This is a genomic window from Cyanobium sp. Aljojuca 7D2 (genome assembly GCF_024346415.1).
GTDB lineage: Bacteria > Cyanobacteriota > Cyanobacteriia > PCC-6307 > Cyanobiaceae > Cyanobium_A.
This window is the reverse complement of sequence record NZ_JAGQCX010000014.1, coordinates 31,331-54,777: the sequence shown is the minus strand read 5'-3', so window position 1 is coordinate 54,777 and position 23,447 is coordinate 31,331. Positions and strand designations below refer to the sequence as shown.

General features: G+C 67.9%; 26 protein-coding genes and 1 pseudogene. 21 read left to right on the top strand and 6 right to left on the bottom strand.

The window, feature by feature from the left end; all coding sequences use genetic code 11:
* From KBY57_RS12935 to KBY57_RS12925, 3 genes and pseudogenes are all read left to right on the top strand, one after another.
* Nucleotides 1-143: pseudogene (locus KBY57_RS12935) on the top strand (photosystem II D2 protein (photosystem q(a) protein)); the annotation flags it as partial.
* On the top strand, nucleotides 127-1,512 hold the full coding sequence (psbC, locus tag KBY57_RS12930) for a photosystem II reaction center protein CP43 (RefSeq protein ID WP_254996285.1): 1,386 nt from the start codon (nucleotides 127-129) through the stop codon (nucleotides 1,510-1,512). The pseudogene KBY57_RS12935 and the gene psbC, both read left to right, overlap by 17 nt.
* A 279-nt stretch (nucleotides 1,513-1,791) precedes the next feature.
* The gene (locus tag KBY57_RS12925) at nucleotides 1,792-1,923 is read left to right on the top strand and encodes a hypothetical protein (RefSeq protein WP_254988648.1); all 132 of its coding nucleotides are present in this window, start codon (nucleotides 1,792-1,794) and stop codon (nucleotides 1,921-1,923) included.
* Nucleotides 1,924-1,938: 15 nt separating this feature from the next.
* Here the strand turns inward: KBY57_RS12925 and KBY57_RS12920 are convergent, their stop codons facing one another.
* Nucleotides 1,939-2,520 (bottom strand): Maf family protein, encoded by a 582-nt coding sequence (locus tag KBY57_RS12920; protein WP_254996284.1) that lies wholly within the window; start codon nucleotides 2,518-2,520, stop codon nucleotides 1,939-1,941.
* A 21-nt stretch (nucleotides 2,521-2,541) separates the two neighbouring features.
* Between KBY57_RS12920 and KBY57_RS12915 the strand changes: the two genes are divergently transcribed.
* The 5 genes from KBY57_RS12915 (at nucleotide 2,542) to KBY57_RS12895 (ending at nucleotide 5,366) form a co-directional block, all read left to right on the top strand.
* Complete coding sequence (locus KBY57_RS12915; RefSeq protein WP_254996283.1) at nucleotides 2,542-2,952, top strand: Npun_F0494 family protein; 411 nt, start codon at nucleotides 2,542-2,544, stop codon at nucleotides 2,950-2,952.
* 107 nt (nucleotides 2,953-3,059) lie between these two features.
* Nucleotides 3,060-3,224: an AbrB/MazE/SpoVT family DNA-binding domain-containing protein gene (locus KBY57_RS12910; RefSeq protein ID WP_254996281.1), complete on the top strand. Its 165-nt coding sequence runs from the start codon at nucleotides 3,060-3,062 to the stop codon at nucleotides 3,222-3,224.
* Nucleotides 3,221-3,622: a type II toxin-antitoxin system death-on-curing family toxin gene (locus KBY57_RS12905; RefSeq protein WP_254996280.1), complete on the top strand. Its 402-nt coding sequence runs from the start codon at nucleotides 3,221-3,223 to the stop codon at nucleotides 3,620-3,622. The genes KBY57_RS12910 and KBY57_RS12905 overlap by 4 nt, the downstream gene beginning before the upstream one ends.
* 23 nt (nucleotides 3,623-3,645) lie before the next feature.
* On the top strand, nucleotides 3,646-5,130 hold the full coding sequence (locus tag KBY57_RS12900; RefSeq protein ID WP_254996291.1) for a cobyric acid synthase: 1,485 nt from the start codon (nucleotides 3,646-3,648) through the stop codon (nucleotides 5,128-5,130).
* Nucleotides 5,127-5,366: a 2Fe-2S iron-sulfur cluster-binding protein gene (locus KBY57_RS12895; protein ID WP_254996279.1), complete on the top strand. Its 240-nt coding sequence runs from the start codon at nucleotides 5,127-5,129 to the stop codon at nucleotides 5,364-5,366. Before KBY57_RS12900 ends, KBY57_RS12895 begins: the two co-directional genes overlap by 4 nt.
* Before the next feature lie 26 nt (nucleotides 5,367-5,392).
* On the opposite strand, the gene mnmA is transcribed toward KBY57_RS12895, so the two are convergent.
* Nucleotides 5,393-6,583: a tRNA 2-thiouridine(34) synthase MnmA gene (gene mnmA, locus KBY57_RS12890; RefSeq protein ID WP_409996456.1), complete on the bottom strand. Its 1,191-nt coding sequence runs from the start codon at nucleotides 6,581-6,583 to the stop codon at nucleotides 5,393-5,395.
* A 75-nt stretch (nucleotides 6,584-6,658) separates the two neighbouring features.
* Here mnmA and KBY57_RS12885 point away from each other — a divergent pair, with 75 nt between their 5' ends.
* From KBY57_RS12885 to KBY57_RS12875, 3 genes are all read left to right on the top strand, one after another.
* Nucleotides 6,659-8,278 carry an NAD(P)H-hydrate dehydratase gene (locus tag KBY57_RS12885; RefSeq protein ID WP_315859805.1) on the top strand — a complete coding sequence of 540 codons (1,620 nt, stop codon included), beginning with the start codon at nucleotides 6,659-6,661 and terminating at the stop codon, nucleotides 8,276-8,278.
* A 141-nt stretch (nucleotides 8,279-8,419) separates the two neighbouring features.
* Nucleotides 8,420-9,346 carry a sigma-70 family RNA polymerase sigma factor gene (locus tag KBY57_RS12880; protein WP_254996278.1) on the top strand — a complete coding sequence of 309 codons (927 nt, stop codon included), beginning with the start codon at nucleotides 8,420-8,422 and terminating at the stop codon, nucleotides 9,344-9,346.
* A 4-nt stretch (nucleotides 9,347-9,350) separates the two neighbouring features.
* The gene (locus KBY57_RS12875; protein ID WP_254996287.1) at nucleotides 9,351-10,265 is read left to right on the top strand and encodes a histone deacetylase; all 915 of its coding nucleotides are present in this window, start codon (nucleotides 9,351-9,353) and stop codon (nucleotides 10,263-10,265) included.
* Between the two features lie 12 nt (nucleotides 10,266-10,277).
* On the opposite strand, the gene pdhA is transcribed toward KBY57_RS12875, so the two are convergent.
* On the bottom strand, nucleotides 10,278-11,408 hold the full coding sequence (pdhA, locus tag KBY57_RS12870; protein WP_254996277.1) for a pyruvate dehydrogenase (acetyl-transferring) E1 component subunit alpha: 1,131 nt from the start codon (nucleotides 11,406-11,408) through the stop codon (nucleotides 10,278-10,280).
* A 95-nt stretch (nucleotides 11,409-11,503) separates the two neighbouring features.
* Between pdhA and KBY57_RS12865 the strand changes: the two genes are divergently transcribed.
* The 5 genes from KBY57_RS12865 (at nucleotide 11,504) to KBY57_RS12845 (ending at nucleotide 17,509) form a co-directional block, all read left to right on the top strand.
* On the top strand, nucleotides 11,504-13,420 hold the full coding sequence (locus KBY57_RS12865; RefSeq protein WP_254996276.1) for an IMS domain-containing protein: 1,917 nt from the start codon (nucleotides 11,504-11,506) through the stop codon (nucleotides 13,418-13,420).
* Between the two features lie 105 nt (nucleotides 13,421-13,525).
* Entirely contained in the window at nucleotides 13,526-14,992 is a 1,467-nt protein-coding gene (gene ffh, locus KBY57_RS12860) for a signal recognition particle protein (RefSeq protein ID WP_254996275.1), read from the top strand.
* Between the two features lie 50 nt (nucleotides 14,993-15,042).
* Nucleotides 15,043-15,471: a 30S ribosomal protein S16 gene (rpsP, locus tag KBY57_RS12855; protein WP_254988640.1), complete on the top strand. Its 429-nt coding sequence runs from the start codon at nucleotides 15,043-15,045 to the stop codon at nucleotides 15,469-15,471.
* Nucleotides 15,472-15,482: 11 nt separating this feature from the next.
* Nucleotides 15,483-16,514 (top strand): PhoH family protein, encoded by a 1,032-nt coding sequence (locus KBY57_RS12850; protein ID WP_254996274.1) that lies wholly within the window; start codon nucleotides 15,483-15,485, stop codon nucleotides 16,512-16,514.
* 257 nt (nucleotides 16,515-16,771) lie between these two features.
* Nucleotides 16,772-17,509 (top strand): Bax inhibitor-1 family protein, encoded by a 738-nt coding sequence (locus KBY57_RS12845; protein WP_254996272.1) that lies wholly within the window; start codon nucleotides 16,772-16,774, stop codon nucleotides 17,507-17,509.
* 46 nt (nucleotides 17,510-17,555) lie between these two features.
* On the opposite strand, the gene KBY57_RS12840 is transcribed toward KBY57_RS12845, so the two are convergent.
* Both KBY57_RS12840 and KBY57_RS12835 read right to left on the bottom strand, forming a co-directional pair.
* Nucleotides 17,556-19,118, bottom strand: coding sequence for an alpha/beta hydrolase family protein (locus KBY57_RS12840; RefSeq protein ID WP_254996271.1), 1,563 nt, complete (start codon nucleotides 19,116-19,118; stop codon nucleotides 17,556-17,558).
* Nucleotides 19,119-19,129: 11 nt separating this feature from the next.
* Complete coding sequence (locus tag KBY57_RS12835; protein ID WP_254996270.1) at nucleotides 19,130-19,663, bottom strand: hypothetical protein; 534 nt, start codon at nucleotides 19,661-19,663, stop codon at nucleotides 19,130-19,132.
* Nucleotides 19,664-19,735: 72 nt separating this feature from the next.
* On the opposite strand from KBY57_RS12835, the gene era reads away from it, so the two are divergent.
* From era to KBY57_RS12810, 5 genes are read left to right on the top strand one after another with little or no spacing between them, the layout of a single operon-like run.
* Complete coding sequence (gene era / locus KBY57_RS12830; protein WP_254996269.1) at nucleotides 19,736-20,770, top strand: GTPase Era; 1,035 nt, start codon at nucleotides 19,736-19,738, stop codon at nucleotides 20,768-20,770.
* 9 nt (nucleotides 20,771-20,779) lie between these two features.
* Nucleotides 20,780-20,917 carry a hypothetical protein gene (locus KBY57_RS12825; protein ID WP_254996268.1) on the top strand — a complete coding sequence of 46 codons (138 nt, stop codon included), beginning with the start codon at nucleotides 20,780-20,782 and terminating at the stop codon, nucleotides 20,915-20,917.
* A 49-nt stretch (nucleotides 20,918-20,966) separates the two neighbouring features.
* The gene (locus KBY57_RS12820) at nucleotides 20,967-21,476 is read left to right on the top strand and encodes a phycobiliprotein lyase (RefSeq protein WP_254996267.1); all 510 of its coding nucleotides are present in this window, start codon (nucleotides 20,967-20,969) and stop codon (nucleotides 21,474-21,476) included.
* A complete protein-coding gene (trmD, locus tag KBY57_RS12815) occupies nucleotides 21,476-22,174 on the top strand; it encodes a tRNA (guanosine(37)-N1)-methyltransferase TrmD (RefSeq protein ID WP_254996266.1) in 699 nt (232 codons plus the stop codon). Before KBY57_RS12820 ends, trmD begins: the two co-directional genes overlap by 1 nt.
* Nucleotides 22,175-22,185: 11 nt before the next feature.
* A complete protein-coding gene (locus KBY57_RS12810) occupies nucleotides 22,186-22,545 on the top strand; it encodes a heavy metal-binding domain-containing protein (protein WP_254996265.1) in 360 nt (119 codons plus the stop codon).
* Here KBY57_RS12810 and KBY57_RS12805 read toward each other — a convergent pair.
* Nucleotides 22,508-23,389, bottom strand: a complete 882-nt coding sequence (locus KBY57_RS12805; RefSeq protein ID WP_254996264.1) for an SPFH domain-containing protein — start codon at nucleotides 23,387-23,389, stop codon at nucleotides 22,508-22,510. The genes KBY57_RS12810 and KBY57_RS12805 overlap by 38 nt on opposite strands.
* Between the last annotated feature and the right edge of the window lie 58 nt (nucleotides 23,390-23,447).

Genomic DNA, 23,447 nt, shown 5'->3' with positions numbered 1-23,447 from the left:
CTGAGGACCCCGAATTTGAAACCTTCTACACGAAGAACATTCTTCTGAATGAAGGTCTGCGTGCCTGGATGGCACCGGCTGACCAGCCGCACGAAAACTTCGTCTTCCCTGAAGAGGTTCTGCCCCGTGGAAACGCCCTTTAATTCCAACCTGGTGGTCGGGGGCAAAGACCTCGACTCCACCGGTTATGCCTGGTGGGCGGGTAATGCCCGTCTGATCAACCTCTCCGGCCGCCTGCTCGGCGCCCACGTGGCCCACGCTGGCCTGATGGTCTTCTGGGCCGGCGCCATGATGCTGTTCGAGGTGAGCCACTTCACCTTCGACAAGCCCATGTATGAGCAGGGCCTGATCCTGTTCCCCCACGTGGCCACCCTTGGCTACGGCGTGGGCCCCGGCGGTGAGGTCACCGATCTCTACCCGTTCTTTGTGGTTGGTGTGCTGCACCTGATCAGCTCGGCCGTGCTCGGCCTGGGCGGTCTGTATCACGCCCTCCGCGGCCCTGAAATCCTCGAGAACTACTCCTCGTTCTTCTCCCAGGATTGGCGCGACAAGAATCAGATGACCAACATCATTGGTTATCACCTGATTCTTCTTGGCGTCGGCGCCCTGCTGCTGGTCTTCAAGGCCATGTTCTTCGGCGGCGTCTACGACACCTGGGCCCCGGGCGGTGGCGATGTGCGCATCATCACAAACCCCACCCTGAGCCCCGGCGTGATCTTCGGCTATCTCACCCGCGCCCCGTTCGGTGGCGAAGGTTGGATCATCGGGGTCAACTCGATGGAAGACATTATCGGTGGCCACATCTGGATTGGCCTGATCTGCATCTTCGGTGGCATCTGGCACGCAATCACCAAGCCTTTCGGCTGGGTGCGCCGCGCCTTCATCTGGAACGGTGAGGCCTACCTGAGCTACAGCCTTGGCGCCCTGAGCTTCATGAGCTTCATCGCCTCGGCCTACATCTGGTTCAACAACACCGCCTATCCCTCGGAGTTCTACGGCCCCACCAACGCTGAGTCCTCCCAGGCCCAGAGCTTCACCTTCCTGGTGCGCGACCAGCGCCTGGGCGCCAACATCGGTTCGGCCATGGGCCCCACCGGTCTGGGCAAATACCTGATGCGCTCCCCCACCGGCGAGATCATCTTCGGTGGTGAAACCATGCGCTTCTGGGACTTCCGCGGCCCCTGGCTGGAGCCCCTGCGCGGCCCCAACGGCCTGAGCCTCGACAAGCTCCAAAACGACATTCAGCCCTGGCAAGTGCGCCGCGCGGCTGAATACATGACCCACGCTCCCAACGCCTCCCTGAACTCGGTGGGCGGCATCATCACCGAGCCCAACTCGGTGAACTTCGTGAACATCCGCCAGTGGCTGGCGTCCACGCAGTTTGTGCTCGCCTTCTTCTTCCTGGTGGGTCACCTCTGGCACGCCGGCCGCGCCCGCGCTGCCGCTGCCGGTTTCGAGAAGGGCATCGACCGTCAGGCCGAGCCCACCCTGGCCATGCCAGACCTCGACTGAGCCCTTGTGTTGATCTGCATCCGCAACCATCGGATGCAGTTCTGCCGCAGCCCTCGCCACAAGCGGGGGCTTTTTTATGGCCCGGCTTCAGGCTGCATAGGTTTCCAGCAGTACTCAACACTGCCTGCATGAAGGGCCCCCAGCTTCCGCCGGTGCTGGTCAGCGCCGTGAGCCCCAGCCTGCTCAGCACGGCCCTCGGGTTAAACCCCGTCTTGCCTACCGCGAAGGCCCAGGGGCGGGACGTACCAGATCAGCGATCGCAACGGCACCACCTGGCCGGTGCAGGTGCGCGACCAGGGGCGAACGCTCAGCTTCAGCTGGTCGGACCGGGTGCTCACCATGACGCCCGAGACCGCAGCCACCAGCGGCACCAGCTGGGGCCAGCTGCTCGACATCCTGCTGGGCCAGTAAAGCCCTGGCTTGCGGTTAGCCCGCAAGCCAGCGGCGCAGCAAGGGCAGGCTCAAGCCGATCACATTGCTGAAACACCCCTCGATCCGCTCCACCAGCAAGCCGCCTCGGCCCTCCAGGGCAAAGCCACCGGCGCACTGCAGCGGTTCGCCGGTGGCCACATAGGCCTCAATCTCCGCTGGGCTCAGGGACGCGAACTGGACGCGGGTCACCACCGCGGCGAGATGGGGGCTGGCGTGGCCACCCAGACCCTGGCCACCAGCAAATAAGCAGTGGCCGGTGATCAGCTCTCCCCAACGCCCGGCCATCCGCTGCCAGCGGGCCTGGGCTTCCGCAGCATCGGCGGGCTTGCCAAACACCTCCCCCTCAAACACCAGCAGCGAATCACAGCCGAGCACCGCAGCGCCCTCGCCAAAGCCCACCGCCACGGTGGATGCCACCGCCGCCGCCTTGGCCCGGGCTAGCTGCTGCACGAGCTGCCGCGGATCGCCGTGCTGGATCGCCGCTTCGTCGACGCCGCTCACCTGCACCCGGTGGGGGATGCCGGCCTGCTCCAGCAGACGCCGACGGGCGGGAGACGCCGAAGCAAGGATGAGCATGGGGTCAGGGAGAATCCCTCTATGCAACACCGGGCCGCCACCCCAATCGACCGCCTGCTCCTCGACCCGCTCCTCCACGACCGGCGTGCACAGCAGCGCGCCAGCCAGGCCCTGCGCTGCCTGCCCTTTCGCCTGGCGTTCTACAGAACGGTGGCGGATCAGGCCCTCAGCAGCAACGAACTCTGCCGCCGGAACGACTACCGGAGCCTCTGCCGGGGCACCCCCACTCCAGATCGAATCGAAGCCCACTGGATCTGGCTGATCCAGCTGGGGGTGTTGCGGCGGGAGGTGGATGGCCAGGGCCTCACCGAGCGGGTGCGGCTCACGCCGATGGGCCGCACGCTGCTGGCCCAATGGCCCGATGAGATTCCTACCGCCACGCTGCTGGATCGCCTCCAGCACGGCCTGCGCCGCCGCCGGCCGCGGCTGTGAATGGCAGCAGCGCGTAGCATTCAAGTGCTACTTGCCACAGGGCGATGCCAACGGAAGTCACGCTTCGTCAGGCTGGCGGGTCTGTCAGCGCCACAATCCCTTCCGAGATGGCCCGCCGGTTTCACCTGGCTCCGGGAGACCGGGTGCAAGCGATCGAAACTGAGCACGGCATCCTGCTCTCTCCCTTCGATCCAACGGTGCAGGAAGCACTGGCACTCGCAACGGATGCGGCGCGCCAGTTCCAATGCGCCCTGCGTGAACTGGCCCATTGAGCGACATCCAGGAACCGCGATGGGTGCCTGCCGTTGCGGTGAAAGCCATCCACCACCAGCAGACCCTGGAGCATGGTGGACTTCGGGGTGTTCGCAGCGAGATCGCTCTGGCCTCTTCCCTTGCCAGGCCCAGGCAGCGTTGGGTCTACGGAGAACTGGGCACAATCCCCCAACTGGCTGCCGCTTACGCCGAGGCAATGGTGCGCGCGCACCCCTTCAGCGATGGGAACAAAAGGAGTGGGTTTCTCGTAGCCGTTGTTTTCCTGGGCCTGAACGGCTTCAGCTTCCACGCCGGCAATGAGAGCGTTGTTCTGACGATTCAACGGCTTGCGGCGGGCGAGCTGCCCTGGTTGGAACTCGAACGCTGGTTTGTCGACAACAGCAGGGCCAACGGATGAGCCAGGCCCCACCCAACCCCCTGATGGTGCTGGGCACCAGCAGTGGCGCTGGCAAATCGCTGATGACCGCCGCCCTCTGCCGGGTGCTGCGCCGCCGCGGTGAAACGCCCCTGCCCTTCAAGGGGCAGAACATGAGCAACAACGCCTGGGTGGACCAGACCGGCGGCGAGATGGCCTACTCCCAGGCACTGCAGGCCTGGGCCGCCGGCCTGGAGCCGCACCACAGCATGAACCCGGTGCTGCTCAAGCCCCAGGGCGATTCCACCAGTGAGCTGATTCATCTGGGCCGTTCGGTGGGCAGCGCCCGCGCCGAGCACTACTACCGCGACTGGTTTCGCCCCGGCTGGGCGGCGATCCGCCAGGGGCTGCAGACCCTGCAGGCGGCCCATCCCGGCGGGCGTCTGGTGCTGGAGGGGGCCGGCAGCCCGGTGGAGGTGAACCTGCAATCCCGCGACCTCACCAACCTGCGGCTGGCCCAATACCTGCGCGCCCGCTGCCTGCTGGTGGCCGACATCGAACGCGGCGGCGTCTTCGCCCAGCTGGTGGGCACCCTGGGCCTGCTGCGGCCGGTGGAGCGCCCCCTGGTGCGCGGCCTGCTGATCAACCGCTTCCGCGGCCGCCGCGAGCTGTTTGATGAGGGGCGGCGCTGGCTGGAGGCCCACACGGGCGTACCCGTGCTGGGGGTGATGCCCTGGCTCGATGAGCTCTTCCCACCGGAAGACTCCCTCGACCTGCTGGAGCGCCGCGGCCGCAAGCGTGGAGCGGAGCTGGAGATCGCCGTGCTGCGGCTGCCGTCGCTGAGCAACTTCTCCGACCTCGATCCCCTGGAAGCCGAACCGACGGTGCAGCTGCGCTGGCTCGCCCCAGGGGAGGAGCTGGGCCAGCCCGATGCGGTGATCGTGCCGGGCAGCAAGCAAACCCTGCGGGATCTGGCCGCGCTGCAGAGCAGCGGCCTGGAGGAAGAACTGCGCCGCTACGCGGCGGGCGGCGGCCACGTATTCGGCATCTGCGGCGGCATGCAACTGCTGGGGCGCGAGCTCAGTGATCCCGATGGGCTGGAGGGGCAGCCCGGCATCGGTGCAGCCGGGATCAGCTTGCTGCCCCTGAGCACGGTGTTTGGCGAGGGCAAGGCCCTGCGCCAACGCCGCAGCCCCGCCCTCTGGCCAGCGGCCGCGGGCGATGCCCTGGAGCTGGAGGGCTTCGAGCTGCACCGCGGCCGCACCACCGCGCTCAACGCCTGCCAGCCCCTCTGCGCCGATGCGGCGTTGGGCTGGGTGGCCGCCTTTGGCGACCAGGGCGGACTGGTGGTCGGCACCTATCTGCACGGAGTGTTTGAAAGCGGCCCCTGGCGGCGGCGCTGGCTCAACCAGCTGCGGCAGCGCAAGGGGTTACCGAGCCTGAGCGAACGGCAACCGCACCACAGCCGCCAGCGCGAAGCCCTGCTCGATCGGCTCGCCGATGCCTTTGCGCAGCACGTCAACCTGGATCCCTTGCTGCAGGAGCCATGACCGAGGTGCTGATCCACTGGCCCCAAGGCCAACAAACCCGCATCGCCAGCGGCAGCGACTGGCTGGAAGCAGCCCGCCAGGCCGGGGTGTCCATTCCTACCGGTTGCCTGGGGGGCAGTTGCGGGGCCTGCGAAATCGAGGTGAATGGCCAGGTGGTGCGGGCCTGCATCGCCACGGTGCCCGTCAGCCGCAGCGGCACGCTCAAGGTGGAGCTGGCCAGCGATCCCTACTGGTGATCAGGGCTGGTGATGAGGGCTGGTGATCAGGCCTGAATCAGCCCACCGCCAAGCAGCACCTCACCCTCGTAAAACACCGCCGCCTGCCCCGGCGTGATCGAAAACTGCGCGTCTGCAAACTCGAGCCGCACCCGATGGGGCCGGCCAGCGGCCCGGTCGGCCTCGGTGGCGGGCAGGGGGAAAAGTCGGGCGGGCTCCGGCGCACTGCGATACCGCACCTGCACCGCCACCTCAAGCGGCTCCACGATCGGCTCCTCGGGCGGGGGCACCGACACCCAGTTCACCGCGCCCACCACCGCTTCAGCGCGGGCCGCCTCGCGCCGGGGCGCCACCACCACCTGGTTCATCGCCCCATCGAGCCGCACCACGTGTAGCGGCTCGCTCCAGGCCACGCCCAGCCCCTTGCGCTGGCCGATCGTGAAATGCTCGATGCCGTCGTGTTCGCCGACCACCGTGCCATCGGCGAGCACGATCTGGCCCTGCCGCGGCGGCAGATAGGCATCCAGAAAAGCCTTCATTGAGCCGTGGTGATCCGCCAGGCAGAGGTCCTGGCTTTCGGGCTTCTTGGCCGTGCGCAGGCCATGGCGCTCCGCCTCCAGGCGGGTGTCGGCCTTGGTCAGCTCACCCAGGGGAAACACGAGACGGCCCAGGGCCTCCTGGGGCAGGTCGTAGAGGAAGTAGCTCTGATCCTTCTGGGTATCCAGGCCCCGCAACAACTGGTGGCGGCCGTTGTCGCTCACCGCGCCGTGGCGCACCCGGGCGTAGTGGCCGGTAGCGAGGCGGCCGATGCCCCGCTCCGCCTCGGCCCACTGCAGCATCGGCCCAAACTTCACCTCCCGGTTGCAGCGGGAGCAGGGCAGCGGCGTGACTCCGGCCGCGTAGCCCTCCACCAGGAAATCGACAATCTGGGCCTGGAAGTGCGCGCGGAAATCCACCACGTGGTGGGGCACCCCCAGCTGCTCACAGATGCCGGCCGCATCCACCAGGCCTTCAGCGCAGCAGGCCCCCTTGCCGCTCATCAGCCAGAGGGTGAGCCCCTCCACCTGCCAGCCCGCCTCCACCAGCAGCGCCGCCGTGAGGGAGCTATCGACACCGCCCGACAGCCCCACGGCCACCCGATGCTCGCCAGGCCAGTCGCGCAGGCGTTCCAGGGCCGCAAGACCGGCCGGAGTGCACGGTGCCGCGGGGCTGCTGGAGGTGGCGACGGAAACGGACAACAGGGCAGACAGCGGGCAGGAGTGCTCCCATCATGAAACCCAGTTGCCGAAACAGGGTTGGTGCAGCCAGCCGCATTGCCCGCCTGGCCCGCGCGGGACGGCCGCCATCTGCTGGTGAGCAGCGCCCAGATGGCGGCGCTGGAGGAGCAGCTGTTCGCCAGTGGCCTGCCGGTGGAAGCCCTGATGGAAAAGGCTGCCCTGGCGGTCACGCGGCGGCTGCTGGAGCAGCACGGCGAGCGGTTGAGGCGCGATGGCGCGCTGGTGCTGGTGGGGCCCGGCCACAACGGCGGCGACGGCCTGGTGATCGCCCGGGAGCTGCACCTGGCCGGGATCGCGACCGCCCTCTGGAGCCCGTTTGAGCGCCGTAAGCCGCTCACCGAAGCGCACCTCCGCCATGCCCGCTGGCTGGGCATTCCCCTGCTCGACCACAATCCCAATCCCGAAGCCAGCCCCCTCTGGATTGATGCCCTGCTGGGCATCGGCCAGCGGCGTCCCCCCGGGGCAGTGATCGAACCCCTGCTGGACGCTCGCCAGCAACAACGCCCCGGCGGCCTGGTGGCGGTGGATGTGCCCACAGGCCTCTGCGCCGACAGCGGCCAGGCCACCGGCCCGGTCACGGCCCAGGCCCTCACCACCTACGCGATCGGGCTGGTCAAGACCGGCCTGGTGCAGGACGCGGCCCTGGCGAGCGTGGGCCAGCTGGAATGGATCGACCTGGGCTTGCCCCGATCCCTGCTGGACACCCTGCCCGGCGATCAGCCGCTGGGGCTGGCGGCGCGGGATCTGGCCGACCGGCCCAGGCCCGCGCTCAGTCCGGCCGCCAACAAATACCAGCGGGGCCGGCTGCTGCTGGTGGCGGGCAGCGAGGCCTACCAGGGGGCGGCCAGCCTCGCGCTGGCAGGGGCCTCCAGCAGCGGCTGCGGGAGCCTGCAGGCGGCCCTGCCGGAGGCCCTGGCCAGCAGCCTCTGGCAGCAGCACCCCCACGTGGTGGTGAGCCAAACCCTGGCCTGCCACAACCACGGCAGCCTGCGGCTGGATCAACTCACCGAGCTCGACCCGCAACGGCTCGATGCCCTGCTAATCGGACCAGGAATCGGGCCCCTAACCTGTGCGGGCCAGAGCAGCCCCGAGGCCAGCTTCAGCGAGGCCGACTTCTGGCGCAGCCTGCTGGGCTGGAGCGGGCTGCTGGTGCTCGATGCCGATGGACTCAACCGACTGGCTGGGCCGGTGGCCCAGGGCCTCGGCCTGAGCGCCAGCAGCTGGCTGCAACAGCGCCAGGGCCCCACCTGGATCACCCCGCACCCGGCGGAATTCGCCCGGTTGTTTCCTGAGCTCGCCGCCACCTCTACCGCCACCCGTACCGCCCTGGAGGCCGCCGCCCAGGCGGCCCGGAGCTGCGGCGCCTGTGTGCTGCTTAAAGGGGCGCGCAGTGTGGTGGCAGCCCCCGATGGCCGCCGCTGGCAACTGCTGGAGGCCAATCCCACCAGTGCCAGGGCAGGCCTCGGCGATGTGCTGGCGGGCCACGCCGCAGGCCTGGGGGCGATGGCCATGGCCGCCACAGGCGGCGCCGATGCCTCCTGGCTGGCTGCAGCGGCCCTGGCCCACGCCCAGGCCGGCTTGCAACTCCGTGCACCCAGCAACCAGGGCGCCGCCACCCCCCTGGAGGTGGCGCAAAAGCTAGCCCAGTTGTGTTGATCACCACACCAAGTTGCAGCGCAGCCGCCCCAACCCAGGACGGTTCTGTGTTGTTTTGCAATTGAAAGCTAAAGGGTTGCTGAAAACACACTCGAAACAGTGATTTTGCCTGGATAGTCGTTGTCCTCTCTAGGCGCTCCGATGACCTCCTCTCCCCTAGGAGCTAGCGAAAGCAGTCGTCGACGAAGTAGCGACCCGATCACCTGGTATCTGGCGACGATCGGTCGCGAACCTCTGCTCACACCAGCCGAAGAGATCGAACTGGGCAACCAGGTGCAGACAATGATGCGCCTACTGGAAGAAGGAGAGCGGGACTACACCGACCTGGAAAAGAAGCTGCTCCGCATCGGCAAGCGCTCCAAGCAGCGCATGATGAAGGCCAATTTGCGTTTAGTGGTCAGTGTTGCCAAAAAGTATCAAGGCAAAGGCCTCGAACTCCTCGATCTAATCCAGGAAGGATCGCTGGGATTGGAGCGGGCCGTTGAGAAATTTGACCCAACCCGGGGCTATAAATTTTCGACCTACGCCTTCTGGTGGATTCGCCAGAGCATGACCCGGGCGATCGCCTGCCAGTCGCGCACGATCCGCCTGCCGGTGCACCTAAGCGAACGGCTCTCGGCCATCCGCAAGGTGAGCCTGGATCTGGCCCACAAACTTGGTGCCATGCCCAGCCGGCAGGAAATCGCCGAAGCCATGGCGATGCCCATCGACGAGCTCGATGGCCTGCTGCGCCAGGCCCTCACCACCTCCAGCCTGGATGCGCCCGTGAACGGCGATGAGGGCCGCAGCTTCCTGGGTGATCTGATCGCCGACTCCTCCAACGAGGAACCCCTCGATCGGGTGGAGCGGGGCATCCACCAGGAGCAACTGGGACGCTGGTTGAGCCACCTGAGCGACCATGAGCGTCAGGTGTTGCACCTGCGCTTCGGGCTGGAAGGCGAGGAGCGCCACACCCTGGCGGAAATCGGCCGCCAGCTGGATGTGTCACGGGAACGGGTGCGCCAGGTGGAGCTCAAGGCCCTGCGCAAGCTGCGCAACCTCACCCGCCGCACCCCCACCACGCTCTAGGGCTCTGGGGCCGCCGCTGACTTATCACCCGGCCTATTCGGCCCCACTGCCTAGCAGCCATCGCTTCCCGATGGCAAAGTTTCGGCTGGTGCACCAGCTGCTGCACCAGCAGGGGCTCGCCAGCCCTGAGCAACTGCACACCCCCTTGCCCGCGCCGCGCCGCTGTTTGGAACTGGTACATGGACGCACCTATCACCAGGCTTTTGCCCGCAACGAGCTCACGGCCGCCGATCAGCGGCGCATCGGCCTACCCGCCACCCTGCCGCTGGTGCGGCGCACCTGGCTGGCCGTTGGCGGCACGGTGCTCACCGCCCGTCTGGCCTTGCGCAATGGGGTGGCCTGCCACCTCGCCGGGGGCACCCATCACGCCTTCCCGGATCACGGCAGCGGCTTCTGCATCTTCAACGACTGTGCCGTGGCGGCCCAGGTGTTGCTGGCGGAGGGAGCGGTGCAGCGGCTGATGGTGATCGACCTGGACGTGCATCAGGGGGATGCCACAGCGGCGATCTTTGCCGATGAGCCGCGGGTGTTCACCTTTTCGGCCCACTGCGCCAGCAACTTCCCCCTGCGCAAACAGCGCAGCGACGTCGACCTGCCGCTCGCCGATGGCCTCGAGGATGTCGACTACCTTCGCGCCATTGGAGATCTGATCCCCGAACTGCTCGATCAGCAGCTCCCCCAACTGGTGCTCTACAACGCCGGAGTGGATCCCCACCGCGACGATCGACTGGGACGTCTCTGCCTCAGTAGCGATGGCCTGATCAACCGCGACCGACTGGTGCTTGATGCCTGCCTGCGGCGCGGCATTCCGGTTGCCACGGTGATCGGTGGCGGTTACGACGCCTTGGAGCCGTTGGTGAAGCGCCACAGCCTGGTGTTCAGGGCCGCTGCTGAGCAGGCCCGTCTGCACGGGATCTGATCAGCCTTCGGCTCAATCTTCCGCCCAGATGTAGCGGGTGAGCTCTTCGGGCTTGGGCTCGGGGGCAGCGAGGGCGAATTCCACGCAATCGGCCACCTCAGCGTCGATCTCCTTCTCAATCGCCTTGAGCTCCTCGGCGGAGGCGAGGCCCTGGTCGATCAGGCGAGCGGCCAGGGCCTTGATCGGGTCGCGTTTCGCCCAGAACTCCTTCTCCGCCTCGGCCCGCAGCTCGTCGGGGTCGGCCAGGGAGTGGCCGCGGAAGCGGTAGGTGAGGCACTCGAGCACGGTGGGGCCTTCTCCAGCCCGGGCCCGCTCAATGGCGCGCTGGGCGGCACCGCGCACCGCCAGCACATCCATGCCATCCACCTCTTCACCGGCCATGCCGAAAGCAGCTGCCTTGCGCCAGATCTCCGGATCACTGGTGGCGCGGTTGTGGTCCATGCCGATGGCCCACTTGTTGTTCTCCACCACAAACAGGATCGGCAGCTTCCAGAGAGCCGCCATGTTCAGGCACTCGTAAAACTGCCCGATGTTGCAGGTGCCATCGCCGAAGAAGGCCGCCGTGACCGCATCGCTGCTGGCATCTCCCAGGGCGTCGCGCTTGTAGCGGCTGGTGAAGGCGGCGCCGAGGGCCACCGGGATGCCCTCACCAATGAAGGCGTAACCACCCAGGAGGTGGTGCTCCTTGGAGAACAGGTGCATCGAGCCGCCGCGGCCCTTGCTGCAGCCGGTTTCCTTGCCGAACAACTCGCTCATCACCTCGCGGGCCGGCACGCCGCAGCTGAGGGCGTGGACGTGATCGCGGTAGGTGCTGCAGAACCAGTCGTGCTGCATCTTCATCGCCTTGATCACGCCCGTGCTCACGGCCTCCTGGCCGTTGTAGAGGTGCACGAAGCCAAACATCTTGCCCCGGTAATACATCTCGGCGCACTTGTCTTCGAAGCGCCGCCCCAGGGTCATGTCGCGGTAGAGCATCAAGCCCTCCTCCCGCGTCACCGTGGCGGGGGTGGAGGGGTAGAGGTTCTCCAGACGCTCGGCATGGGCACCAACCAGGCTGGTGGCGTCTGCGGAACAGGACGGTGCTCCGGTAGCAGCCGTTCCAGAAGCAGCCGTGATGTCAGGGCCCATGTCTGCCTGCGTCATGAATCAACTCTACGAGGTCCGATCTCAACGGAGCCGGCAATCTCTGGCAAAACTGCTGACCCTGCCTAGAGTCAGCCGTCAGTGACGGGTCTGGATTGGAACTGCCAATCGATCACTTCCGGTTGCTCGGAGTTAGCCCGACCACCGACCTGCAGGCGTTGCTCCACACCCTGCAGCAACGCATCGACCGCGCCCCAGACCAGGGCTTCACCCAGGACACCCTGCTGGCCAGAGAAGAGCTGCTGCGGGCCAGCGCCGACCTGCTCAGCGACGCGAGCCGGCGCCAGGCCTACGAATCCGACCTCACCGCCCTGGCGGGCAGCGAGCAGTCTGTAATGCCGGCGCTGGATGTGCCCACCAGCAAGGACGTGGGAGGCCTGCTGCTGCTGCTGGAGGCGGGTCAGGCCTTTGATTGTTTCGAAATCGCCTGCCGCGCCCTGCAGCCGCCCCAGGCACCGGCGCTGGGCAGCACCCGTGAGGCCGACCTCACCCTGCTAGCGGGCCTGGCCTGCCTGGCCGCCGCCGCCGATCTGCATCAGCAACGGCGCTATGAGGCCGCCGCCCAGACCCTTCAGCGGGGCCAGCAGCTGCTGCAACGGATGGGCCAACTGCCGGCGATCCGTCAGCAACTGAGCGACGAGCTCGACAACCTCCGGCCCTACCGCGTGCTCGACCTGCTCAGCCGCAACCTCACGGCCCAGGCGGAGCGGGCCGAGGGACTGGCCCTGCTCGAGGAGCTGGTGGCCCGTCGCGGCGGACTCGAAGGCTTCGGGGACCCCAGCATGGGTCCCGAGGAGTTCCAGGCCTTTTTCAAGCAGATCCGCGCCTTCCTCACGGTGCAGGAGCAGGTGGACCTGTTCAGCCGCTGGGCGCCAACCTCCGCCGCAGCCGATTTTCTGGCCAGCACCGCCCTCACCGCCTCCGGCTTTGCCCAACGCAAACCCGAACGCATTGCCGCCGCCCGGCAACGGCTCGAGGCCAGCGGCCAGGAGGGTGTGCAACCGCTGTTGGCCTGCCAGCACCTGCTGCTGGGCCAGGTGGAGCAAGCCCGAGCCGCCTTTGAACAGGGCGCCACGCCGGACTTGAAGCGCTGGGCCGACCAGCAGAGCCCGGATCCCCTGGCCCAGCTCTGTGCCTATTGCCGCGACTGGCTGGCCCGCGATGTGTTGCCCGGCTACCGCGACCTGGAGGCCGATCCGGATCTGGAGGCCTACTTCGCCGATCGCGATGTGCAGACCTACGTGGAGCAGCACGACCGCCCGCCCGCTCCGGCTGTCACCGGCAGCATCCTCCCCTGGGGCGTGGCCGTCGATTCCGGCAGCCCGGCGGAGACCACCACCCAGCCGTTGACCCCGGTCAACGACGACGACGGGGACTGGGATGGTGACGGTTGGAACCCGGGAGCCTGGCTGGAGACCATGCGCTCCAACTGGCGCTGGCCGCAGCTGGAGCGACCCTCGCGCAGCACGGCCACGGCAGCGGCCGTTGGGGCTGGCGTGGTGCTGGTGGCCATCGCCTCGGTGATGCGCCCGCTGCCACCCACACCCACTCCGCTGCCCGTCGAGGCCAGCAAACCCACCGCGCCACCGGCACCGGCACCGGCACCGGCCACCCTGCCGCTGCGGGCCGAGGCCCCCAGCGAAGCGCAGGTTCAAGCGCTTCTGGAAGCCTGGCTCGATGCCAAGGCCTCCATCCTGGCCGGCAAGAACAGCCGCATCCCCCTGGAGGTGCTGGCCCGGCCCTCCCAGGTGGATCGCCTTGAGGCCGAGCGAGACAGCGACCAGGCCCGCGGCGAAACCCAAACCATCAGCACCGCGATCACCTCCATGGCCATCGATGAACAGGGCGCCAACCGGATCGCCGCCACGGTGAACTTGCGCTACGCCGACCAACGGCTCAACGCCAAAGGAGACCCGCAAGGCGAGCCCACCAAGCTGGAGCTGCGCAACCGCTATGTGTTCGGCCGGGATGGCGGCATCTGGCGGCTGGTCAGCTTCCAGAAAGCCCCCTGAATCCCCAGCCTCCCGGCACCCCGCCCCCGTGCCCGCCGGGCCGGTTTTTACGATCGCTTCACTCCCGGGGCCACGCCCCGCCCCTGGCCCCCGAGCGGCAACGCGATGTTTGACGAGCTGTCCCAGCGATTTGAAGATGCGGTCAAGAGCCTGAGGGGCCAGGCCTCGATCACCGAAACGAACGTGCAGGGGGCGCTCAAACAGGTGCGCCGGGCCCTGCTGGAGGCCGATGTGAGCCTGCCGGTGGTGCAGGACTTCGTCGACGAGGTGCGCCGCAAGACGGTTGGCGCCGAAGTGGTGCGGGGCGTGAGCCCGGATCAGAAATTCATCCAGCTGGTGCATGAACAGCTGGTCGAGACCATGGGCGGCGAGAACGCGCCCCTGGCTGCCGGCGGCGTAGCCGGGGCCCCGACGGTGGTGCTGATGGCCGGCCTGCAGGGCGCCGGCAAGACCACCGCCACCGCCAAGCTCGGCCTGCACCTCAAGGAGCAGGGTCGCAAAGCGCTGCTGGTGGGAGCGGATGTGTACCGCCCAGCCGCCATTGAGCAGCTCAAAACCCTCGGCAGCCAGATCGGCGTGGAGGTGTTCAGCCTCGGCATTGATGCCAAGCCGGAAGCCATCGCCGCCGCCGGCATCGCCAAAGCCAAGGAAGAAGGCTTCGACACGGTGCTGGTGGACACCGCCGGCCGTCTCCAAATCGATCAATCGATGATGGAGGAGATGGTGCGGATCCGGGAGGCCTGCAGCCCCGATGAGGTGCTGCTGGTGGTGGATTCAATGATCGGCCAGGAAGCGGCCGAGCTCACCCGCTCCTTCCACGAGCAGGTGGGCATCACCGGTGCCGTGCTCACCAAACTCGACGGCGACTCCCGGGGTGGTGCGGCCCTGTCGATCCGCAAGGTGAGCGGAGCGCCGATCAAGTTCATCGGCACCGGCGAGAAGGTGGAGGCGCTGCAGCCCTTCCACCCCGAGCGGATGGCCAGCCGCATCCTCGGCATGGGCGACGTGCTCACCCTGGTGGAGAAGGCCACCAAGGAGGTGGAGCTGGCCGATATGGCCAAGATGCAGCAGAAGCTGCAGGAAGCCAGCTTCGACTTCTCCGACTTCCTGCAGCAGATGCGCCTGATCAAGCGCATGGGCTCCCTGGGCGGCCTGATGAAGCTGATCCCGGGCATGAACAAGATCGACGACGGCATGCTCAAGCAAGGCGAGCAGCAGCTCAAGCGGATCGAGGCGATGATCGGCTCGATGACCGAGGCCGAACGGCAGCAGCCGGAACTGCTGGCGTCCCAGCCCTCCCGCCGCCGCCGCATCGCCGCAGGCAGTGGTCACGCGCCGGCCGATGTTGACAAGGTGCTGGCCGACTTCCAGAAGATGCGCGGCTTCATGCAGCAGATGACCAAAGGCGGCGGGATGCCGGGGATGCCCGGGATGCCTGGGATGGGCGGCATGCCCGGGATGCCCGGGATGCCAGGAATGCCAGCCATGCCCGGTCCCATGGGCGGAGCTGGGGGTGGGGGGCGACGGCCCGCCAGGCCGGCCAAGAAACGCAAGGGCTTCGGGGAGCTCTGAGCACCCGACCGGGTACATTGCTTCTTTGGACACCTAGCGGCAAGGCCACGATGATCAAGCTCCGCCTGAAGCGGTTTGGAAAGAAGCGGGAAGCGAGTTTCCGCCTAGTGGCCACCAACAGCACCTCCCGTCGCGACGGTCGTCCGCTCGAGGAGCTGGGCTTCTACAACCCCCGCACCAAGGAGACCCGTCTCGATACCGAGGCGATCCGGGCCCGCCTGAGCCAGGGCGCCCAGCCCACCGACACGGTGCGCTCCCTGCTCGAGAAAGGCGGATTGGTCGAAAAGACCGTTCGCCCCGCTGAGGTGGTCGGCAAGCTGAAGCAGGCCGAGGCGCGCGAAGCCGCTGCCAAGCAGGCCGCCAAAGAGGCTGCGGAAGCCAAGGCCGCCGAAGCCGCTGCCGCTGCGGAAGCCAAAGCTGCTGCTGCGGCCGAAGCCGCTCAAGCTGAGCCCGCTGCCGAAGCTGCAGCCGAAGCTTGATCGCTCGCCCCATGGCTGAGCCAGGGGAGCCAACCCGCTTTTCCATCCCTCTGCCCAACCCTGCCGCGGCCCTGGCCCTGGCGGGTGACGCCGAATCGTCCACCCTGCATCGCCTCGAAGCCCTCACCGGGGCCTCGTTGGTGTTGCGGGGTCTGGAACTTGTGATCCAGGCCCGCCCCAGCCAGCTGGAGCGGGCTTCGGCCTTGGTGGAGCTGCTGCGTCCCCTCTGGGAGGAGGGTCAGGCCATCGGGCCGGTGGATGTGCAAACGGCCCTGCAGGCCCTCGACACTGGCCGGGGTGAGGAGCACCAACAGCTGGGGCGCCAGGTGCTGGCCCGCAGCCAGAGCGGCAAGTTGTTGCGCCCCCGCACCCTGCGCCAGAAGGCGTACGTGGAGGCCATGGAGCGCCACGACCTCACCATCGCCCTCGGCCCAGCCGGCACGGGCAAGACCTTTCTCGCCACGGTGCAGGCGGTGCGCATGCTCACCGAACGCAAGGTGGAACGGCTGGTGCTCACCCGGCCCGCCGTGGAAGCCGGCGAGCGGCTCGGGTTTCTGCCCGGCGACCTGCAGCAGAAAGTCGATCCCTACCTGCGCCCCCTCTACGACGCCCTGCACGCCCTGCTCGGCGCCGAGCGCACCGCTGCCCTGCTGGAGAAGGGGGTGATTGAGGTGGCCCCCCTGGCCTACATGCGCGGTCGCACCCTGGCTGACGCGTTCGTGATCCTCGATGAAGCCCAGAACACCACCGCCGCCCAGATGCGGATGGTGCTCACCCGGCTGGGCGAACACTCCCGGATGGTGGTGACCGGCGACCCCACCCAGGTGGACCTGCCGGCGGGCCAGCTCAGCGGCCTGATCGAGGCGGCCCAGGTGCTTGAGGGGGTGGAAGGCGTGGCGATCTGTGAGCTGACGGCGGCCGATGTGGTGCGCCACCCGCTGGTGCAGCGGCTGGTCACCGCCTACGCCAACCGCGATGCCAACAAGCTGGCACCCCCGGGACCAAGGCGATTCGATGGCCCGCAACACCGTCTGGAACCTTGAACAGCACCGGCAGCCTGGATCCAAAGCTAAGCCAGGGGCTGAACGCCCTGCTGCGCTTGATTGAATCCTGCATTGGCACTGGCGTTGCACTGCTGGGCGTTCGGCTCTGGCCGGGATCTGGGCTCGACCCCGGCGACAACGCCTGAAGCGCACGTTCTGCCTGCATAGGGAGATCCGCACCCCACAGCAGCCGTGGAGCCTCCCATTGGCTGAAAACCACTGGCAGGATGGACGGAGTTTCCTTCCACTGGTGCGCCATGCCGGCCAGCAGCAATTTTCAGCAAGCCATCCGTGAGGCGCAGTCGAGCGCCTTGGTGGGCCCCAATGTGGTCAACAAGGCGCTGCCCTACGTGGGCGGCGGCATGGTGCTCACCGCTGGTGGGGTGATCGGCGGACTGACCCTGATGGCCAGCAGCCCGGCCCTGTTCATGCCCCTGTTCTGGGTGGCCCTGATCGGCAACTTCGTGTTGTTCTTCGTGGCCCAGAACGTGGCGATGAAGGGCAACAACAGCACGGCCCTGCCACTGCTGACCGCTTACAGCCTGATCACGGGCTTCACCCTGAGCGGCATCGTCGCCTACGCCGTCAGCGCTGCTGGAGTCGGCGCCATTGGCACGGCCACCTTGGCCACGGGCATCACCTTCGTGGTGGCTTCCGTGGTTGGCCGTCGCATGAGTGACAACGTCGGCCAGGCCCTCAGCGGCGTGGTAGGCCTGGGCATCCTCGGTCTGCTGATCGCCATGGTGGTGCAGATCGTCGGCAGCATTTTTGCTCCGGGCGTCTTCAGCGGAGGCACGTTTGAGCTGATGATCGCCGGCTTCGGCACCGTGTTGTTTGTGGGCGCGGCCTTCGTCGACTTCTACACAATGCCCCGCACCTACAGCGACGACCAGTATCTGGCCGGCGCTCTGGGCATGTATCTCACCTACATCAACCTGTTCATCTTCATCCTGCGCTTGGTCATCGCCCTCAACGGCGGCGGTCGCCGCGACTGAGCCCGCAACCCAGAGCGTTCTCCAGCGCCCCAATGGGGCGCTTTTTTTATGGCTGGACGACCACCGGGCTGGGGAGCTGGGGCAGGGTGGTGGTGACATCCCGCAGCGGATGGCGGCTGCTGCCCCAACCACCAGCGGGCAATTGGGGAGACACCCCTGGGCCCGCCTGGGCTGCGGCATTGAACCAGGCCAGCAGCAAGCCACGCAGGGCCCCACCGCCATCGCCCTGGGGTGAGCGGAGGTTGAAATGGTCTGCCCGCTCGGCCAACACCAGGCGGTGGCCGCTGCCAGCTGAGCGGGTGGCACGGCCCATCGGTTCGATCGCCTCGGGGCCAGACGGCACCACCCAATCGCTGTTGCCGCTCACCACCAACACCTTGGCGGGCATCGTCTGGGCCGACTCGACGTCAAACAACAGGAGCATCGGCGGACTCACTGCCACAGCGGTGAGCACCCGGGAATCCACCAGGGCGGCGCTCTCGGCGGATCCCACAAAGTTGCACTGCAGCACCCAGCTGAGATTGCGGGAGGGATGTTCCACCTCATCGCACAGCTCCTTGAGCCGGCTGGGGGTGGGCCGGGCTCCAGCCAGTTGCAGCGCCGTGGTGGCTCCCCAGGAATGGCCGGCGACCAGCACCGCCTGGGTGTTCACTGGCCGGCGCAAGCCAAGCCGGCCGTCTGCCGCCGCATCGATCACCGCCGACACATCCTTGGGCCGCAACGCCAGCTCCAGCGGGCTCGGCGGCGGCGCCTTGCCGGCCAGCATCGCCCGCTGCTGGGTCTGGTCGCTGCCGGGATGGCGGGGCAACACCACCGTGTAACCGTGGCTGGCCAGGTGGCTGGCCCAACCCTCGAAGTTGCTGGGGTCGTCCCACAGGCCATGGGAGATGACCACCAACCGGTCGCTGGCGGGAGCGGATGCGCTCGACTCCAGAACCACCACAGCCAGTGGCTCCGGGCGATGCTTCACCGCAACGGTGAGCTCCCGCCGCACGGTGGAGAACCGCCCGGTCTCCAGCCAGGGCCCCTGGCCGCTCACGGCCGGGAGGGAGGCCACGAGCTGGTCGGCCTGCCGGCGCTGGGCCCGAAATCGCTGCACCGAGGAGCCCAGGCGCCCCAGCTGCACCGTGACGCTGTCACCCGGCAGCTCCTCCAGCACATCCAGCAGGCTGATGCCCCCCTGGGCGGCGGCCCGCTGCATGGCCTCTTCAAACTGGGCTGGCTGGAGGGGCTCGGGCAGGCCGTCGATGTCGCCCAGGGCCCCAACCAACAACAGCACCTGCTCGAGCAGCGGCGAGCCCTGGGCATTGCGCACCACGGCCCCCAGCTCTAGGGGCAGGTTGGATTGCATCACCGCCTTGAGCTTCTGACCGATCGCTCCACCGGTCGCCCGGTCGAGTTCGGCCAGATCGCTGTCCCCTGCCATCAGGGCCTGGGGGCTGCGCAACTCCGAGACCCGGATCACGAAATCGGTCTCCAGCAGCGGCAAGCGCAGCTTGATGGTTTCAATCGCCCGGGCGGAGGTTGGCGCCAGCAACGCCGCCGCCGCCGCCAAAGCGAAAACCCTGGAGCGCATCACCATGAACAGGGCAGCTGCTGGCTCGGCCATTTTGGCCTGCGTTAACCCTCAGCCACCGCGTCGATCGCCGCAGCAATGGCTGCCCTCTGGTCGGTGTCGTAGCCCCAGCGGTCCAGGAAGGCGACATCCTCCCCTTCCCCTGCCGTGGCCGCCAACAAGGTTTCGAGCCGCTGCTTGACGGCTTGGGGCTCCAGGCCGCGCAGCAAGTCGGTGCAGCGGGCCTGCACCCGCTCCGACGCCCCCTGCTGCGCCCCATCGCCAGCACGCTGATGGTGCAATACCATCGCCGTGCTCATCGCCAGGTTGCGGGCCGTCAGATCCACCACCCCCGCGCCAGCCAGCCGCAGCTGCAGCAGCAGCGGCTCCGGCAAACGATCCATCAGCGGGCCATCACCGGCCAGGCTCACCACGAAGAAGCCCCGGGCGCCATCGCGGCTGGCCACCAACTCGGCCACCCGATCGCCCAGCACCTCGTCACTGAGCTCGCCGTTTTCCCAGAGCGCCAGCCACTGGGCCGTGATCTCCATGGCCTGCTGGAAGGTGGGTTCGCGAAGGGTGTCGGGCGTCTCAGACATGGAGCCAGCGGTGCTCTGCCCTCTGAGCCTATGGAAACTCCCCCGGGTCCGATGGGCTGGCACTGTTAACCCATGACAGCCACGCCCCCGCCCCCCGCCAACGACGGCCCGATCAACGACGGCGAGATCCTGGAAGGCCAGATCCTGCCGATCCCCGATCCGCAGGAGTCGGCGCGGCTGCTGGGGGCCGGTGGGACCGGATCGGCACCAGGGCGGAATGCCGACTACCGCTCCGGCTTCGTGGCCCTGATCGGCCGGCCCAACGTGGGCAAATCCACCCTGCTCAACCAGTTGGTGGGCCAGAAGGTGGCGATCACCTCGCCGGTGGCCCAAACCACCCGCAACCGGTTGCGGGCGATCCTCACCACCCCGGCGGCCCAGCTGGTGCTGCTCGACACCCCGGGCATCCACAAGCCCCACCACCTGCTGGGGGAGCGGCTGGTGCAGAGCGCCCGGGGCGCCATCGGCGAAGTGGATGTGGTGCTGCTGCTGGTGGATGGCAGCGAGCCCGCCGGCCGGGGTGATGGCTTCATCGTGGAGCTGCTGCAGCACTGCCGGGCCCCAGTGCATGTGGCCCTCAACAAAGCCGACCTGGTGGATCCAGCCCGGGCCGATGAGCTGGCCGCTAGCTATCGCGATCTGGTGGGCGACTGGCCCCTGCACCCGGTGAGCGCCCTGAACGGCGAGGGCACCGAAGCCCTGGTGACGGCCCTGAGCGCCGAGCTGCCGCCGGGGCCCCAGCTCTACCCTGCCGATGCGGTGAGCGACCAGCCCGAGCAGCTGCTGATGGCCGAGCTGATCCGCGAGCAGGTGCTCAGCCACACCCGCGAGGAGGTGCCCCACTCGGTGGCGGTGAGCATCGATCGGGTGGTCGACGACGGCCCCCGCACCGCCGTGCTGGCCACGGTGCTGGTGGAGCGCTCCAGCCAGAAGGGCATCCTGATCGGCAAGGGGGGGAGCATGCTTAAAACCATCGGCCAGGGGGCGCGGCTGCAGATGGAAAAGGTGTTCAGCGGGCCGGTGTATCTGGAGCTGTTTGTGAAGGTGGTGCCCAACTGGCGCCGCAGCGCCGCCCGCCTGGCTGAGCTGGGCTACCGGGGGGACTGAAGCTCAACCTTGACCGCTGAACCGATGCAGGCAAATCAGGCTGAGGACTCAAAGGCCGTCGTCCTTGCCGAAGCCGTTCTGGCTTGCGATCTCAAGGCTGACTTTGACGCTGACATCGAGGCGATGTTCAACGCCGAGGACCCATAACCCGACCTGCCCCCCAGAACCGCCCCTGGCGGCTGAGAGAATCGCGGCTATGAGCGAGCCCAGCACCGAGCCCAGCACCGACACCGCCCCCTTCCCCCCCCAGGAGATCGGCGCCTTCCTGCGCTTCTGCGCCGGCGAGTGGATGGGGCTGCGCAGCCGCTTTGCCCTCGATGCCGGCCTCGAGGGGGAGAACGGCGACGAGTGGCACAACAGCGAACGCGGCGAGCTGCTGGTGGCCTATCTGGAGCCCGAAACCGCAGACGCTCCCGGCAGCCTGCAGGTGGGGCCGAAGGACGGCACCGCCCAGGAGCTGCGGTTCAGTGCCGATGGCAGTTTCCGCAACGGCGACCAACAAGGCCGCTGGCAGCTCTGGCCCGACGGCAGCCTGGAGCTCAGCCTCAGCAGCGGCGAGGCGGAGGTGCGCGAGCGCATCTGGTTCACCAAGCCCAACCTGCGCCTTCGCTCCACCGTGGAGAGCCGCGCCGATGGCAGCCCGGGCCGGGCCAGCTTCAGCTCCGAGATCCGGCGGGTGAGCCGCCCCGCCGAGCCCGCCAGCTGATGCGTCTCGACGTGGTGAGCCTGGCGCCGGAGGCCTTCGCGCCCCTGCTCACGCTCGGCGTGATCGGCCGGGCCTTTGCTGCGGGCATCGCCGCGCTGCACACCCACAACCCGCGCGACTTCGCCACCGACAAATACAAGAAAGTCGACGACGACCCCTACGGCGGCGGCGCCGGCATGGTGCTCAAGCCCGAGCCGGTGTTTGCCGCGGTGGAGGCGATCCCTGTGCTGCCGCGGCGGCGGGTGCTGCTGATGTCGCCCCAGGGCAAGCCGCTGGAGCAGGCCGATCTGCGCCGCTGGGCCACGAGCTTCGACCAGCTGGTGCTGATCTGCGGCCACTACGAGGGCTTCGACGAGCGCATCCGCAGCCTGGCCGATGAGGAGGTGTCGATCGGCGATTTCGTGCTCACCGGCGGCGAGCTACCAGCGGCGGTGATCATCAACGGCGTGGTGCGACTGCTGCCCGGCACCGTGGGCACCGAGGCCTGCCTGGAGGAGGAGAGCCACAGCGCCCTGCTGCTGGAGCATCCCCACTACACCCGCCCCGCCAGCTTCCGGGAGATGGAGGTGCCGGCGGTGCTGCGCAGCGGCGACCATGGCGCCATCGCCCGCTGGCGCGCTGAGCAGCAGCAACAGCGCACCCGGGAGCGCCGGCCCGATCTGTATGCCCGCTGGCAGGAGCAACAACAGCAGCAATAGGAGCCAACCCAATGTTGATCACCACAACCCCCAGCGTCGAAGGGCAAGCGATCGTCCGGTATCTGGGCATCGTCAATGGCGAGACGATCCTCGGGGCCAATCTGCTGCGGGACCTGCTGGCGAGCGTTCGGGACATCGTGGGGGGCCGCTCCCGCTCCTACGAAGCAGCCCTGCAACAGGCCCGTGAGAGTGCCCTGGAGGAGATGGCCCGCCGTGCCCGCCTACTGGGGGCCAACGCCGTGGTGGCCGTGGATCTCGACTACGAGGTGCTCGGCAGCAGCAGCGGCATGCTGATGGTGTGCGCCAGCGGTACCGCCGTGGAGTTGGCCCCCCTCAGCCCTGACCCTGCTGGAGATTCCGCAAGGCGGTGAACAGGGCGGCCGGGCTCTGGGGGTCCACCATCAGCACGCTGCCGCCGGGGGCCTGGGCCATCTGCTGACCCATGGCCATCCAGTCGCTGGCCAGCAGCAGCCGCAGGGCCTCAGCCGCCGCGGGGTTGCCGCCGATTGCTTCCGCCAAGCGGGTGGCCGCATCGGCCCGGGCCTGGGCCAGCAGGGTCTGCTGCTTGGCCTGGGCCTCGGCATCGAGCATCAAGGCTTCGGCTCGGCCCCGGGCCGCATTCACCTGGGAGTCCCGTTCGCCTTCGGAGCGCAGGATCGCCGCCCGCTTCTCCCGCTCGGCGGTCATCTGCTGCTCCATCGCCTGCTGCACGCCGCGCGACGGCTGAATGTCGCGCAGCTCAACGCGGGTCACCTTCACCCCCCAGGGATCGGTGGCCTGATCCAGCTCCCGCAGCAGCGCCTCGTTCACCTCCTGGCGGGTGGTGAAGGTTTGATCCAGGTCGAGCTTGCCCATCTCGGCGCGGATCTGGGTGAGCACCAGGTTCACCATCGCCGCCTGGAGGTTGTCAACGGCGTAGTAGGCGCGGGCGTGCTCGAGCAGCTGCCAATACACCACCGCATCCACCTCGATGCCGACGTTGTCGCGGGTGATGCACTGCTGGGGCGGGATGTCGAGCACCCGCTCCTTCAGCGATTCGTGGCTCACCACCTTCTCCACCCCCGGCAACACGAAGGAGAGCCCCGGCTGCAGCTGGCGGTCGTATTTGCCCAGGCGCTCCACCAGCCGCGACTGGCCGCCGCTGGTGACCTTGACGCTGCTCACCCCCAGCAGGGCCATCAAGGCCAGGGCGGGCAAAGACAACAGCGCTTCCACGGCCGGGCTCCGAGCTGGGAATCCCAACGCTAGTCAGCATGGGCACAACGAACCCCCC